This is a genomic window from Sphingomonas morindae (assembly GCF_023822065.1).
Classification (GTDB): domain Bacteria; phylum Pseudomonadota; class Alphaproteobacteria; order Sphingomonadales; family Sphingomonadaceae; genus Solisphingomonas; species Solisphingomonas morindae.
This window is the reverse complement of the sequence record NZ_CP084930.1, coordinates 671493-684534: the sequence shown is the minus strand read 5'-3', so window position 1 is coordinate 684534 and position 13042 is coordinate 671493. Positions and strand designations below refer to the sequence as shown.

The following is a 13042-nucleotide window of genomic DNA, read 5'->3' as shown; positions in this document are numbered from 1 at the left end:
GCACGAACCGAAGCTGATCGCCCGGTGGCGGCCGGCTTCTATCCTGACAGGAACCCCAATGTTCATCGACACCACTGACCCGCGCGGCTTCGAACCGCGCGCCACGGCTATTGCCGTCCGTACCATGGGCGCATGTTACGCGATGCGGTTTCGCCCGGACACGCGCCCCCTCATCGGCATCGGCCTCTTCCACGTGACGCCCGATGGAGCCGGCTTCCGCTTCGATGGCGAAGCACGAGCCCTGCGAGAAGGCGAGTTGCCCGAGTGCCTGCTCGACTGGCTTGAGACGCGTTTGGCCGACCGTGGCGCGATCGTCAGCTACGACAATTGGGGCAGCGTGCCGAAGCGCCTCTCCGCCATCGCCCGGCCTGATCTCTATCCCCACGTCGCTTGTGCCGCTGCCGACACGAACGGGCGCTGGCGCGATCTTCCAAGATGGCAGACCTGGCACCTCCGCCAAGCCGTGGCACAGGCGATGCCCTGCCTCTGCCCTCAGGGGAAGATGCAGGACTGTGTGCCGAGCCTCCTCGCATGCGTGATGCCGCAGCCGGAGCTTACCGAACGGCAGCTGATCGACGAAGCGGCACGAGGCTGGACGGCCTGGGCTCGCGGCTTTGGTGCGTTTGATGACGATGCCCAGCCCGCTTCACGCGCGCTGAAGGCGCTCGCCGGGCAGCAGGTCCGAACCGGAACCTCTCCCGGCTAACGCCCCACTCTCTCCAGATCGCAACTTGCCGATGCGCGCACGTGCATCGGCCTTGATCCCGTGCGCCGCCTTCTTCGGCCTGCCGCGCCTCGAAAGCATCAACATGATCGACACTCTGCCTCTCCATTTCCGCCGCCCCGTGTCCATTCGCCCCATCTCGGTGCGGGGCTGGCGCGCCATGTCAGGAGATCGCCGCGGCACGCACCGCAGTGCGACCGCCAATTATCTCTACATCACCCGCAGCGCCGGCACCGACGCATGGGGGCCCGTCGACTACCGCCACCGCACCGACCTTGTCGCCCATGGCCTGGCGCTGCCCTCCAACCATCCCGCCTGGGCGGAGGAGGAGGGAAGGGTGTGGCGCGAGCTCGATGAGGCGACGCAGCAGCTTGGCGACGATCAGATCCGGGCATGGCATGTCGTCGTCACGCTGCCCGCGGAAAGCTCCACCGCCGAGTGGACCACCATGGTGCGAGGCTATGCTGCCGCCGTGGCACGCCACGGACAAGCAGTCGCATGGGCCATCCACGCCTCGCCAGAGGGCGAGGCTGCGGCACCTCCGCCGCACGCGCATCTGCTGCTGACCACGCGCCAGTGGCGGCATACCGCCAGCCATGGCCGGACGGTCGCCAACTGGTGTGGGCCGGCCATGACGGAGCAGCTGCACAGCCAGTGGCTGTCCCGCCTTCCAGCCGACATGCAGGCGGCCGCGACCAGCCCATACCGGGTCGGCAGTTTCGCGCCTGCTCATCCCGACTGCAGCGCACTCGCCGCCTTGTTCGGATCACAGCCGACAAACCGCTCCAGGCGCCCCGCCCAGCGGACCCTCCGCCGGCCGAGCCAGAGGATCAGAAAGGAGAGGAAGTGCCCTTCGGAGTGAAGGGAAAACAAGAAAGGAACAAAGATGACCACGATGCCGCTCTTCATCGCCGCCGCCCGTCAGCTGCTGACCGGCGGCGAGACCGCGCCTGAGCTCGCCATCCTCGCAGGACCCAGCCTGCGCCTGGAGCAGTTCGCCGATCTTGGGCGCGCCGCCCGTGCTGCTGACCTCGACATCGTCTATCTGGCTTTCGGCAGCGATCTCGCTGCAGGGCCGACCGGCGTCCAATGCGTCTTTCCTCGCGGACCCATGGTTCACGTCCGCCTCAACGGCGCCCTCTGGGCGCCCGAGGATGACGGCGTTGGCGCCATCGTCGACCGGCAGGGCGGTCGAGGCTTCATCCGGTTCGATCGTGACGAACTTGCCCATAGCGCGGGCAAGATCGCGAAGGACCCGCGGCCTGGCCTCAGGCGCGCTCGAGCCCGCCTGCAGGAGCTGGCTCGGAGCGCGGCTACCGAGCCGGCCACGCGCGATGTCGTTGTCTTGCGACCCTGAACGGGCCGCAGGCGTCCCTCGCTCGCACCGGCGTTACGCCGGTGCGAGCTCTACCTGCAAGAAACAGGATTTGAGCAGGGCAGGAGGGAGGAAAAAAAGAAGAGCTTCGCTAAAGCGAGTACCGGACAAGGCTTACCAATCCGTTAAGCCGCGCAGAATTTCTCAAATTCCATCAACCCTGAGCTTTTCGGGCCACAGCTGAGCCTGCTTCGCGCATGCTGCGCGTCCCTTGCACTTCTCTCATTTTCCCTCCTCATTCTCGTGCGCAATCATGCATTCAGCATGGAAAAGGCGGAGTTTTGGTTAAGCGCCAGTTTGCCATCCTGTCCGCCCGGCCTGGAGCGTAGGAGACGCTGGACGTGACGCGGCCGCACCAGAGCAGGCCCCTCATATATCTATGGCGAAAACAGTGTCACGCCGTCCAGTGCAGGCCCCCGCAACCAAATCCACTAAAGCCCCAGACCCCACGGCCTGGGGCTTTTTTGCGTCTGGCGTACAGGCGCCCTCCGCGAACGCCAGCATCCGGTACAGGTCGCCGGGGAGCTGAATGGGGCGGCGGTTGCAGCTTCCGACAGCAATCGAAGCGGCTCGGGATCATGCCCGGCACCGGCTACACCGTCGATCAGGTCGGCCAGCACCACGTCCGCCTCCGCGGCCCCAAGGGCAAGGCCGTCCTCATCGCTCGGCCGAAAGCGCGCCGCCTGCGTTTGCCGCCGACGGAGCCGCGATTCAGCTGTCCGCCATGCTTCGCTCTACGAAGTCGGCAAACGCGCGCGCCTTTGCGCTCGCCATGCGCCCGGCGGGGAAGACGGCCCAGAGGTCGATCGGCGGCAGTTCCCATCCTTGTAGGACGCGCCGCACCTCTCCGCGCGCGAGTTCCGGGCCGAACATCCAGTCCGATGCGATCGTGAGCCCCATGCCGGCGAGCACCGCCGCCCGAAGTCCTTCCGCCGCACTCACGCGAACGCGGCCCTGCACCGACACCGATGCCTCGGCCCCGTCACGCCTGAACGACCAAATATTGGGTGTTTGGCTGTATATGACGGCTTGATGGTCGGCGAGATCGGCCGGCCCATGCGGCTCACCCGCCTTCTCGAGATAGGCCGGAGAGGCGAGAACCGAACGCGCGCCGACGGCGAGCTTGCGGGCAACCGCAGTGGAATCGGGCAGTGTGCCCATGCGCAGCGAGACATCGACGCCCTCCGCAACAAGATCGATCACCCGATCGTCGAGGATCACGTCGATCTCGAGATCGGCATTTTGATCCAGGAAGCGCGGGAGCAGGGGAATGACGTGGAGCCGCGCGAAAGTGGTCGCGGCGGAGACGCGCAGGCATCCCGACAGGCCCGCCCCCGCACCGCGCGCGGCGAGTTCCGCCTCGTCGGCCTCCTGGATCGCGGCCTTGGCTCGCTCGAAATAGCGCTGACCCGCCTCGGTCGGCGTCAGCCCGTGGGTGGAGCGGATCAGCAGGCTGACCTGTAGCCGGGCTTCCAGCTGCGCGATCGTCTTGGACACGGCGGGTTGTCCGACGTTGAGCCGACGGGCCGCCGCCGAGAACGAGCCTGTCTCGACGACCCGCACAAAGGTCGTCATCGCTTGATATCGGTCCACGGCCATTCCTCCTCGGAATGAGCGTTATCGCGCAGGAGCCTCTGCCCTGTCGAGCCAGGAAGGTCCACTTAGCCGTCACGCCTTCGGATCCGCCGGAGGAAAGAGGAGCCGACAGCATGATCCGCTGGCTGATGCGAACCCCCGCAGGGCAGCCGATCGTCGACGGGCTTCTGCTTCTTCAGATCACCGGCAGCCCGCTGCCCGCCCTTGTCGCGCTCGCCGCCCCCCTCGTCCGGGATCGGCTGACCATCAAAGGATATCATGATGCTTGATGTCTATGCCTTCGCCACGCCCAACAGCGTCAAGGTGCCGATCGTGCTGGAAGAGCTTGGGCTCGACTATGCGCTGCATGCCATCAACGTCCGCAAGGGCGACCAGAAGGCGCCTGACTTCCTCGCGCTCAATCCCAATGCCAAGGTGCCGGTGCTGGTCGACAGCGATGGGCCGGAACGCCTGGTGCTGACCGAGTCCGCCGCGATCCTCGTTTATCTGGCCGAAAAGGCGGGCAAGCTGCTACCGTCCACGGGCGAGGCGCGGGCGCGCGTGTTCGAGCAGCTTTTCTTCCATGCTTCGGGATTGAGCCCGGCCTTCGGCCAGTCCGGCTTCTTTCAGCGTTTCGCGGCTGAACCCCAGCCGATCGCGATCGAGCGTTTCTCAGGGGAGGCGAAGCGGACGGTGTCGGTGCTGGACGGCCTGCTGGCAACGCGCCGTTTCGTTGCCGGCGAAGACTTCACGATCGCCGATATCGCCCATTTCGGATGGCTCTGGCGCCGCGCGTTCGCCGGCGTGGATCTTGCCGACGCGCCCAATGTGGCACGCTGGTATGCCGAGGTCGAAAACCGGCCGGCGGTTCAGCGGGGCATCGCTCGTGTCAACGCGCTCGTGCCCGCCGCCTAATTCTCATCGAGGGCTTAAACCCATGTCCAAGCTGTTCACGCCCTTCGCCGCAGGGGCGCTTTCGCTCGATCACCGCGTCGTCATGGCCCCGCTGACACGCATGCGCTCGGATCCGGGCGACCGACCCAATGCGCTCATGAAGGAATATTATTCCCAGCGCGCCTCGCGAGGCGGCCTCATCATCTCCGAGGCCACGCCGATCGCGCGGCAGGGCTATGGCTATGCCGGCGCGCCCGGCATCTATGACGATGCGCAGATCGAAGGCTGGCAGGCGATCACGGATGCGGTGCATGCCAAGGGCGGCCGCATCGTGATGCAGCTGTGGCATGTCGGCCGGCAATCGCACCCCGATCTCCAGCCGAACGGCGAAGCGCCGGTGGCGCCCTCCGCGATCGCCGCGGAGGGCTATGGCTATGCCAGCCACGGCCCGGTGCCGTTCTCCATGCCGCGAGCGCTGGGGCGCGACGAGATTCCCGCGATCATCGCCGCGTTCGGCACCGGCGCGGCCCGAGCCAGGGCGGCGGGCTTCGATGGCGTCGAGATCCATGGCGCGAATGGCTATCTGCCCGACCAGTTTCTCCAGGACGGCACCAACAAGCGCACGGACGAGTATGGCGGCTCGATCCAGAACCGGGCGCGCTTCCTGCTGGAAGCGACCGAGGCGGCGATCGCCGCCTTCGGGAGCGACCGCGTCGGCGTGCGCCTCAGCCCCAGCGGCACCTATGGATCGATGTCGGACAGCGATCCTCAGGCGACCTTCGGCTATGTCGCCGAACAGCTCGGTGCGCTCGATCTCGCCTATCTCCACGTGGTCGAGCCCCGCATCAAGGGCACCGAGTTGATCGCGCAGGCCGAGCCGGTCGCGGTGCGACATCTTCGGCCGCTGTTTCGTGGCACCATCATCGCCGCCGGCGGATTCGACGGCGCAAGCGCCGAGGCGCTGCTTCAAGCCGGCGACGCCGATGCCGTCGCGTTCGGGCGGGCCTTCATCGCCAATCCCGACTTGCCCGCACGGCTCCGGCTGAGATTGCCGCTGACCCCCTATGACCGCACGACCTTCTATGGCGGCGATGCGCGGGGCTATACGGACTACGCCTTTCACGACCCTATCTTCGCATAGCCGCTTTCGGCGGATCGGCGGCACGCGCTCCCGATCCGCGTGTCACAGCGGATAGGCGGGTGATGCTCTCACCCGCGCCTCCCGATGGACGGGCCTGGCCGCGCTCGGAAGCCCGATGCTGGCTCTGAGGCCGCTACGCGCGCAGAGGCGGCCTCAGGCTTCGAGGCCAGCGCGCGTCCTGGTGAATGCCACGAAGTTTGGCAGCGCCTCAATCCGATGCAGCCAGTCCGTGATGGCGGGATAGGCCGAGCGGTCGACATTGCCTTCCGGCGCGCGATCCACATAGCTGTAGAGCGCGATGTCCGCGATGCTCACCTCCCGGGTGCCCGCAATCCACCTTTTCTGCGCGAGCGTTTGGTCGATGACGGCGAACGTCGCATGCGCGCGGGCGATCACCTCGTCCGGATCAAAGGGCACGTCGAACACCGTGACGAGGCGGGCCGCGCAGGCGCCATAGGCGATCTTGCCCGCCGCGACCGACAGCCAGCGCTGGACCTCGGCCTCCTCTCTCGGATCGGTCGGGAGCCAATGCGACGGACCCAGCTTGCGCGCGACATAGACGAGGATGGCCAGGGAGTCGGCGATCACAACCCCGTCGTCGTCGAGAACCGGGATCTCCCCAAAGGCGTTCAGCGCCAGAAACTCGTCCCGCTTGTGCGCGCCCGCCGCAAGGTCGACGTGGATCAGTTCATGCGGGACGCCCGCGAGCGAGAGGAAAAGGTGCGCGCGATGCGCGTGCCCCGAAAGTGGATGATAATAGAGCTTCACGCAGTATGTCCCCGTCGTCCGGCATAAGCATGACCAGTAACCCCGCACGCCTGCCGCGCCCTGTCGGGCGGCGAAGGGTGCAGTCGCCCCGAGGACCTCACCCGAGATTGGCCGATTTGAAATAGGTTTTGGCCGCGTCGATAAAGGCGCGGATGTTGGGAGACGAGGAACGCTGCCCCTGGAACAGGAGGTGCACCGGCGCGGGCGGTGGCTCATGCTCGACCAGCAGTCGCTTCAGCCTGCCATCAGCGATCTCCGCCGCGACCTGATAGGAATTGACCCTCGTAATCCCCATGCCGCGACAGGCGGCCAGGATAGCCGCATCCGCGTTGTTGATGGTCACGCGCGCGTCGAGCCTGATCGACGGCCGACCGGCCATGCCAAAGCGCCATTCGCCGGGCGGACCGCTGAACCCATCGAAATTGATCAGCCGGTGCTTGTGCAGGTCGGCGACCGAGCAGGGCTCGCCATGTTCTTCGAGGTAACGCGGGCTGGCGGTCAGGACCTTGCTGACCGCGCCTACCCGCGCCGCGTGCAGGGCGCTGTCCGACAGATCGGCGATCCGCACCGCGACATCTATGCCTTCCTCCACCACGCGGACGATGCGATCGAGGAGCAGCAGGCGCACGTTGAGATCCGGGTAGGCAGCGACAAGGCCGTCGACGATTGGAACGACGTGCAGGCGGCCGAACACGACGGGCGCCGTGATGACCAGCGTACCTCGCGGCACCTCGCCTACGCCGCGGACGTCGTTGTCCGCCGCATCTAGCTCGCCGATCGCGGCTCGACAGCGCGCAATATAGCTTTCGCCGATTTCGGTCAGCCGCACCGATCGCGTCGTCCGCATGAGGAGCGCAAGGCCGAGCGAGTCTTCAAGGTCCTTGACGGCGCGGGTGGCTGTGGACGGGGTCATGTTCAGGCTGCGCGCCGCCTCCGCGAAGCTGCCCTTGTCGGCAACCGCGATGAACGTCCGCAACATGTCTAGCCTATCCACACTCGTGCTCGCAGAATGGTGGGGAACCGCGCCGCATTATCACGCCCTTCGGCAATGGTGAAATTACAAGGCGATCCCCTATCAGCTCCCGCCCTGAGGTCGAGAACCTCGGCTTGGCTTGGACGATCGGACCCGTCCGCACGCCGGCGGCGGTGAGGCCGAGCAGCCAGGCTGCGACGCGCCGTCATGGGCGCGGCCCGGGATGCTCGCCGCGGCGCCTTTGCAGCCGTCCGACCAGAGTCCTGCAACAATGACGTGCGGCTTTTCGACATTATCGCGCATCCGAGCAAGTCGTACTCCTGCACTGCGCGGAAGGAAAAGCTCCTCCGGCGAAGTCCAGATACTCAGATTCAGGAGGGCCTGACGTGACGGTCACATTTACCGAAGCCTTGGCAGTCCCCCCGGCAGTCGGGTGGGGAACGACAAAGCCTGACATTCTCCTCGCAACGAAAGATGGTGATCTGGAGGAGGCATTTCTCCTTCATGACTTGAAGAACCACCTTCAGGTCGTCCGCAGTGCCCTGAACATCGTCGCGCGAGGGATCCAGCCCGGAATGGCGGATGCTGGTGATCAAGCCATGGCCATCGCGCATGCCACGCTTGAAGAGGCGTGCGCGGTGATCGTCACGCTGACGGATCGCACGGTCGGCGGCGACGATGCTGGTTCCGGCGATGTCGATCAGCTCCTGGCCGGCATGCTGCCCCTGATCCGCATGGTGATGGGCCAGGACGTTCAGGTCGGCCTCGAGTGCGCGGCGCCTTACGCGCTCGACACCATGACGGCCCGGCAGTTCAAGAATGCCGTTCTGAACCTGGCGCTGAACGCGCGCGAGGCGATGCCGGGGGGCGGACGGCTCGAGGTGTCGAGCCGCATCGTGGACGGGGCAAGGCTCGGTGACCGGCCCGCTCTCTGCATCGCGGTGCGCGACACCGGGGCGGGAATGGACGCCCAGGCGCTGACGCTGGCGGGTCAACCCTGTTTCACGACACGTCCGGGTCGCGGCAGCGGTCTCGGACTCGCCTCCATCGGGGCATTCGCCCGCTCGGCCGGTGGCCGCTTCGACATCGAAAGCGAGAAGGGGGTGGGCACCACCGTGCGCCTGCAGATCCCGCTCTGATTGCCGCCGGCACCGCCGCGGCGCTGCCAACCTCGCTGTTCAACCCGGAGAAGAAGACATGTCACACTTCAACACCTATCGCGACGCTTTCCCCAACGCCCGCCTGACCCGCAAGGATAATGGCGTGCTCGAGGTCGCTCTGCATACCGACGGCGGCAAGCTCGCCTTCAACGGACATACGCACGAGCAATTCGTCGACCTGTTTCACCGGATCGGCGAGGATCGCGACAACCGCGCCGTGATCCTGACCGGCACCGGCGACGCTTTCATGGACTCGATCAGCCCGGACGGCTTCGACTTCTTCACGCCGCTTGGCTACGACAAAATCTTTCGCGAAGGCGTGAAGGTGCTCTCGAACATCCTCGATATCGAGGTGCCGATGATCACCGCGCTCAACGGGCCGGTGCTGCTCCACAGCGAATATGCGCTGCTGACCGACATCATCCTCGCGACGCCCGAGACGGTGTTCCAGGACAAGCCGCATTTCGAGTTCGGCATCGTGCCCGGCGACGGCATGCACCTGCTCTGGCCGCATGTGATCGGCTCGGTCCGCGGTCGCTACTTCCTCCTCACCCGCCAGCTGCTCGATGCCGAGACCGCGAAGGAGTGGGGCGTCGTCAACGAAATCGTGCCCGCCGATCGCCTGCTCGCGCGCGCGCACGAAATTGCGGACGGCATCGCGGCGCTGCCGCCGCTCACCGGCCGCTACACACGCATGGCGATGACCCAGCCGCTGCGGCGCCTGATCAACGAGGGCACGGCCTACGGCCTGGCGCTCGAGGGTATCAGCGCCGCCGAAGTCGCCCGATCGATGGCCAGCCAAGGCTGACGTCGAACGAAAACCAGCCCATCCTCCTCGGTTGCCGCAAAGCCTGTCGATTTGCGGCGGCCGAGGACATGACACGGCCCATGGGCGGCCGATGTTCGACGATGCAGCATCGTCTCCTCGGCCGGCCCGGAGCCGGGAACGGCGTATTCCCGCCGGGAATGACGCATAGTCGAACCGCGCGGCTGCACAGTGGGCGGCAGAGGGCCCATTCCTTGTCCTGCCACATCGCACGAAGGATCCAAGCCATGACCCTCCAAGCCAAACTCGACGCGTTCAAGACCGATTTCGAAGCCGGCAAGCCGCCCTATAACGTGCCCCCATCGGTCATCCAGACGATGCACCGCGCGACCGCGGAGCTGATCGAAGGCGGTGCCGCGATGAGGGCGCTCAAGGCTGGGGACGAAGCCCCCTCCTTTACGCTGAAGGATGCGGACGGTCAGCCCATCTCCTCGACCGACCTTCTGGCCAAGGGGCCGCTGGTGCTGAGCTTCTATCGCGGCGTCTGGTGCCCCTATTGCAATATGGAACTCCAGGCGCTCCAGGCGGCACTGCCCGAGTTCGAGAAGCTCGGCGCGAGCCTGGTCGCGATCTCGCCGCAAACGGCGGTGAACAGCCGCAAGTCGGTCCGGCAGAACGAACTCGATTTCCCGATCCTGTCGGATGCGCACAATGATGTGGCGGCAGCGTTCGGACTGCGCTTCGAGCTACCGGACTATCTGGTCGATCTCTACAAGGGACTGAAGAACGATCTGCCCGCCTTCAACGGCGACGCCAGCTGGACGCTGCCGATGCCGGCCCGGTACGTCATCGCCCAGGACAGCACGATCCTCTACGCCGAGGTGAACCCGGACTATACCCGGCGTCCCGAACCCGAGGACATGCTGCCGGCACTGCGCCGCGCCGCAAGCGTCGCGGCCTGATCCCCTGTGCCCCGGCGGCCGCAGTCGCTGCCGGGGAACACGTGCCGGAGGACGCCATGTCTCGCACCTTCCTCATCACCGGTGCCAGCAAGGGCATCGGCCTGGCGCTCGCGCGTCGGCTCGCCCGCGGCGGGCATCAAGTCATTGGCCTTGCCCGCGCTGCTTCCACCGATTTCCCCGGCACACTCGTTCCGGTCGATCTGTCCGATATCGGCGCCACCGATCGCACGCTCGCCGACCTGACCGCCCGCTTCACCTTCGATGGCGTCGTCAACAATGTCGGGCTGGTCCGCCCGCAACGCCTAGGCGCGATCGATTTGCCCGCGCTGGATGAGGTCATGCGGCTCAACCTGCATCCCGCGCTGCAGGCGGTGCAAGCCTTGTTGCCCGGAATGGCGGAGCGCCGCTGGGGCCGGGTGGTCAACATCACCAGCCTGACCGTGCTCGGCTCGGTCGAGCGCACGGCCTATGCTGCCGCCAAGGCCGCGCTCGTCAGCTTCACGCGGAGCTGGGCGCTCGAGCTCGCCAACACCGGCATCACGGTCAACGCCGTCTCTCCAGGTCCGACCGAGACTGAGCTGTTCCGCGCCAACAATCAGCCTGGGAGCGAAGGCGAGCGGCGCTATCTCGCGGGCGTGCCGATGGCGCGCTTCGGCCAGCCCGACGAGATCGCTGCCGCGATCGCCTTCCTGCTTTCCAACGATGCGGGCTTCATCACGGGGCAGACACTGCACGTCGATGGCGGCGCTTCGATCGGAAAGGCTGGCTTCTAGCGCCGTGCCGGCCTCAACGCAGCGCGGCCGCGCCTTCGGGGTCGGCGCCGAGCAACGTAGCGCACCAGTCGGTGAAGACGCGCACCTTGGCCGCCCGGTGCTGCCGGGTGGGGTAGATGGCGTAGAGCGGAAAGGTCTCGTCGGGCCAGTCTGGAAACAGCTCGACCAGCTTGCCCTGCGCGATCACATCGCGGCTGCCGAGCTGCAGGATCTGGGCGATGCCTGCGCCCTCGCAGCAGGCGCCGATCATCGTCGCCACGTCCGAAACCATCAGCCGCGCGGGCGGCGGAACGGCGACGATCTCGTCGCCCCGCCGGAACTCCCACTCGAATGGACGCCCGGTCAGCGGATCCTGATAGTCGATACAGTCGTGCTGGAGGAGATCGCGGGGGTGGGCCGGCTTGCCATGCGTCTCCAGATATCCGGGGGAGGCGACCGTCAGGATGCGCGTCTCCAGAAGCTTGCGCGCGGTGAAGCCAGCCGTCGGCGGGTTCCCGAAACGGAGCGCCATGTCGAACCCGTCGGCGACCAGATCGCCGATCTGGTCGCGCATGATGAGTTCCAGCCGGAGTTCGCGATGAAGGCTCAGAAAGCGGGCAAGCGCGCGCGACAGGACCAGCCGCGAGAAAAAGGGATCGACGTTGACGCGCAGCCGGCCCCGCACGCGGTGCGCGCTTCCCGCCGCCTCGATCGCCGCTTCCTCGATGGCTTCAAGATGCGGTCCGGCACGCTCCCAGAAGCGGCGGCCCTCGTCGGTAAGCCTCAGCGTCCGCGTCGTGCGATCGAGAAGCCGCACACCGACGCGCGTCTCAAGCCGCTGGATGGCGCGACCGACGCCCGACTGGGTCATACCGAGCGCTTCGGCCGCGCGGGTCATCGATCCGGCTTCCACCACTGCCATGAGCACCGTGACGCCGGACAGAAGGCGACCGTCGAGGGGCATGGTTCCAGGACTCCTGGTCCGGAATGATCGGACAGATCGGCGCTACCATCGCGACAGCGGCTTTGCCACCTGAGGCCGGTCACTGGAATGGAGAGCCGCTATGGCCAAGGAAAATACTGCGCTGGTTCTCGGCGCGTCGCGCGGGCTCGGCTTCGCGCTGGTGGAGGAATGGCTCGGCCGGGGCTGGCGCGTCATCGCCACCGCGCGCGGCCGATCGGCCGAACTCGAGGCGCTCGCCAGCCGCTACCCCGCAAGCCTTCTGATCGAGACCGTCGACATCAACAATGTCGAGACGGTGCGCGCGCTGCGCGCGCGTCTCTCGGGACGCCCGCTGGACGTGCTGTTCGTCAATGCCGGCATCGCCCGCGCGATCGAAGAAAGCCCGGCGAGCGCGGCCGAGGCCGACTTTCTCGACATGATGCTTACCAATGCCTTCTCGCCCGTGCGCGCGGTCGAGCTGCTGCGCGACCGGGTCGTCGACGACGGCACGATCGCGATCATGACCTCCGAGCTTGGTAGCATCGCCAACGCACAGGGCTTTTGGCAGCTCTATTCCTCGAGCAAGGCCGCGCTCAACGCGCTGATGAAGGGCTATGCGGGTAAGCATGCCGAGGATCGGCACGCGCTGCTGCTGGTCGCGCCGGGCTGGGTGCGCACCGAGATGGGAGGCGGGGATGCGCTGCTCTCGATCGAGGAAAGCATCCCGCTGGTCGTCGACATGGTCGAGGCCAATCGCGGCAAGCCCGGTCTTCGATATCTCGACCGATTCAACCAGCCGCTGCCCTGGTAACCGGGCGCCTGCCTCGACCGAATGAGACCGGACATCGCGCCGTCTAACGGCCCGAACAGGAGCAGCATCATGGCCCCGGAGCCCGCCCGCACCAATGCGCTGACCAACCCGCCGACAGCTTCCGCAGCCTCTCAAGCCGCCTTCCCGGCACGGGATACAAGAAGGGCTTCAACCACGGTGGCGCAGTTGCGGGCCCAG

The 13042-nt window shown here is 66.6% G+C and carries 15 protein-coding genes; 11 read left to right on the top strand and 4 right to left on the bottom strand.

The window, feature by feature from the left end; translation table 11 throughout:
* Positions 1-58 precede the first annotated feature (58 nt).
* From LHA26_RS03290 to LHA26_RS03280, 3 genes are read left to right on the top strand one after another with little or no spacing between them, the layout of a single operon-like run.
* Positions 59-706 (top strand): hypothetical protein, encoded by a 648-nt coding sequence (locus tag LHA26_RS03290; RefSeq protein ID WP_252167330.1) that lies wholly within the window; start codon positions 59-61, stop codon positions 704-706.
* Between the two features lie 31 nt (positions 707-737).
* Positions 738-1586, top strand: a complete 849-nt coding sequence (locus LHA26_RS03285; RefSeq protein WP_252168279.1) for a MobA/MobL family protein — start codon at positions 738-740, stop codon at positions 1584-1586.
* 24 nt (positions 1587-1610) lie between these two features.
* Entirely contained in the window at positions 1611-2081 is a 471-nt protein-coding gene (locus tag LHA26_RS03280; protein WP_252167329.1) for a hypothetical protein, read from the top strand.
* A 729-nt stretch (positions 2082-2810) separates the two neighbouring features.
* On the opposite strand, the gene LHA26_RS03275 is transcribed toward LHA26_RS03280, so the two are convergent.
* Entirely contained in the window at positions 2811-3674 is an 864-nt protein-coding gene (locus LHA26_RS03275; protein ID WP_252167328.1) for a LysR family transcriptional regulator, read from the bottom strand.
* Positions 3675-3808: 134 nt separating this feature from the next.
* On the opposite strand from LHA26_RS03275, the gene LHA26_RS03270 reads away from it, so the two are divergent.
* From LHA26_RS03270 to LHA26_RS03260, 3 genes are read left to right on the top strand one after another with little or no spacing between them, the layout of a single operon-like run.
* Positions 3809-3964 (top strand): hypothetical protein, encoded by a 156-nt coding sequence (locus LHA26_RS03270; protein ID WP_252167327.1) that lies wholly within the window; start codon positions 3809-3811, stop codon positions 3962-3964.
* Positions 3954-4589 carry a glutathione S-transferase family protein gene (locus LHA26_RS03265; protein WP_367890732.1) on the top strand — a complete coding sequence of 212 codons (636 nt, stop codon included), beginning with the start codon at positions 3954-3956 and terminating at the stop codon, positions 4587-4589. Before LHA26_RS03270 ends, LHA26_RS03265 begins: the two co-directional genes overlap by 11 nt.
* Positions 4590-4611: 22 nt before the next feature.
* A complete protein-coding gene (locus tag LHA26_RS03260; RefSeq protein WP_252167325.1) occupies positions 4612-5709 on the top strand; it encodes an alkene reductase in 1098 nt (365 codons plus the stop codon).
* Positions 5710-5862: 153 nt separating this feature from the next.
* On the opposite strand, the gene LHA26_RS03255 is transcribed toward LHA26_RS03260, so the two are convergent.
* Positions 5863-6477, bottom strand: a complete 615-nt coding sequence (locus tag LHA26_RS03255; protein WP_252167324.1) for a glutathione S-transferase family protein — start codon at positions 6475-6477, stop codon at positions 5863-5865.
* A gap of 97 nt (positions 6478-6574) precedes the next feature.
* Positions 6575-7456, bottom strand: coding sequence for a LysR family transcriptional regulator (locus tag LHA26_RS03250; RefSeq protein WP_252167323.1), 882 nt, complete (start codon positions 7454-7456; stop codon positions 6575-6577).
* A 380-nt stretch (positions 7457-7836) separates the two neighbouring features.
* Between LHA26_RS03250 and LHA26_RS03245 the strand changes: the two genes are divergently transcribed.
* The 4 genes from LHA26_RS03245 to LHA26_RS03230 all read left to right on the top strand — a co-directional run bounded on the left by LHA26_RS03245 (position 7837) and on the right by LHA26_RS03230 (position 11111).
* Positions 7837-8589 carry an ATP-binding protein gene (locus LHA26_RS03245; protein WP_252167322.1) on the top strand — a complete coding sequence of 251 codons (753 nt, stop codon included), beginning with the start codon at positions 7837-7839 and terminating at the stop codon, positions 8587-8589.
* A 58-nt stretch (positions 8590-8647) separates the two neighbouring features.
* A complete protein-coding gene (locus LHA26_RS03240; protein ID WP_252167321.1) occupies positions 8648-9418 on the top strand; it encodes an enoyl-CoA hydratase/isomerase family protein in 771 nt (256 codons plus the stop codon).
* Between the two features lie 245 nt (positions 9419-9663).
* Positions 9664-10338, top strand: coding sequence for a peroxiredoxin-like family protein (locus LHA26_RS03235; protein ID WP_252167320.1), 675 nt, complete (start codon positions 9664-9666; stop codon positions 10336-10338).
* Between the two features lie 56 nt (positions 10339-10394).
* Entirely contained in the window at positions 10395-11111 is a 717-nt protein-coding gene (locus tag LHA26_RS03230; protein WP_252167319.1) for an SDR family oxidoreductase, read from the top strand.
* A 13-nt stretch (positions 11112-11124) separates the two neighbouring features.
* Here the strand turns inward: LHA26_RS03230 and LHA26_RS03225 are convergent, their stop codons facing one another.
* The gene (locus LHA26_RS03225; RefSeq protein WP_252167318.1) at positions 11125-12054 is read right to left on the bottom strand and encodes a LysR family transcriptional regulator; all 930 of its coding nucleotides are present in this window, start codon (positions 12052-12054) and stop codon (positions 11125-11127) included.
* A 100-nt stretch (positions 12055-12154) separates the two neighbouring features.
* Between LHA26_RS03225 and LHA26_RS03220 the strand changes: the two genes are divergently transcribed.
* On the top strand, positions 12155-12844 hold the full coding sequence (locus tag LHA26_RS03220) for an SDR family NAD(P)-dependent oxidoreductase (protein WP_252167317.1): 690 nt from the start codon (positions 12155-12157) through the stop codon (positions 12842-12844).
* Positions 12845-13042: the final 198 nt, after the last annotated feature.

Bases quoted from the DNA above. Each gene is read 5' to 3' on its own strand.
- LHA26_RS03260 (WP_252167325.1), top strand. From the start codon at position 4,612: ATGTCCAAGCTGTTCACGCCCTTCGCCGCAGGGGCGCTTTCGCTCGAT.
- LHA26_RS03220 (WP_252167317.1), top strand. From the start codon at position 12,155: ATGGCCAAGGAAAATACTGCGCTGGTTCTCGGCGCGTCGCGCGGGCTC.
- LHA26_RS03280 (WP_252167329.1), top strand. From the start codon at position 1,611: ATGACCACGATGCCGCTCTTCATCGCCGCCGCCCGTCAGCTGCTGACC.
- LHA26_RS03235 (WP_252167320.1), top strand. From the start codon at position 9,664: ATGACCCTCCAAGCCAAACTCGACGCGTTCAAGACCGATTTCGAAGCC.
- LHA26_RS03270 (WP_252167327.1), top strand. From the start codon at position 3,809: ATGATCCGCTGGCTGATGCGAACCCCCGCAGGGCAGCCGATCGTCGAC.
- LHA26_RS03250 (WP_252167323.1), bottom strand. From the start codon at position 7,456: ATGTTGCGGACGTTCATCGCGGTTGCCGACAAGGGCAGCTTCGCGGAG.
- LHA26_RS03275 (WP_252167328.1), bottom strand. From the start codon at position 3,674: ATGACGACCTTTGTGCGGGTCGTCGAGACAGGCTCGTTCTCGGCGGCG.
- LHA26_RS03265 (WP_367890732.1), top strand. From the start codon at position 3,954: ATGATGCTTGATGTCTATGCCTTCGCCACGCCCAACAGCGTCAAGGTG.
- LHA26_RS03225 (WP_252167318.1), bottom strand. From the start codon at position 12,054: ATGCCCCTCGACGGTCGCCTTCTGTCCGGCGTCACGGTGCTCATGGCA.
- LHA26_RS03230 (WP_252167319.1), top strand. From the start codon at position 10,395: ATGTCTCGCACCTTCCTCATCACCGGTGCCAGCAAGGGCATCGGCCTG.
- LHA26_RS03240 (WP_252167321.1), top strand. From the start codon at position 8,648: ATGTCACACTTCAACACCTATCGCGACGCTTTCCCCAACGCCCGCCTG.
- LHA26_RS03290 (WP_252167330.1), top strand. From the start codon at position 59: ATGTTCATCGACACCACTGACCCGCGCGGCTTCGAACCGCGCGCCACG.
- LHA26_RS03285 (WP_252168279.1), top strand. From the start codon at position 738: ATGCGCGCACGTGCATCGGCCTTGATCCCGTGCGCCGCCTTCTTCGGC.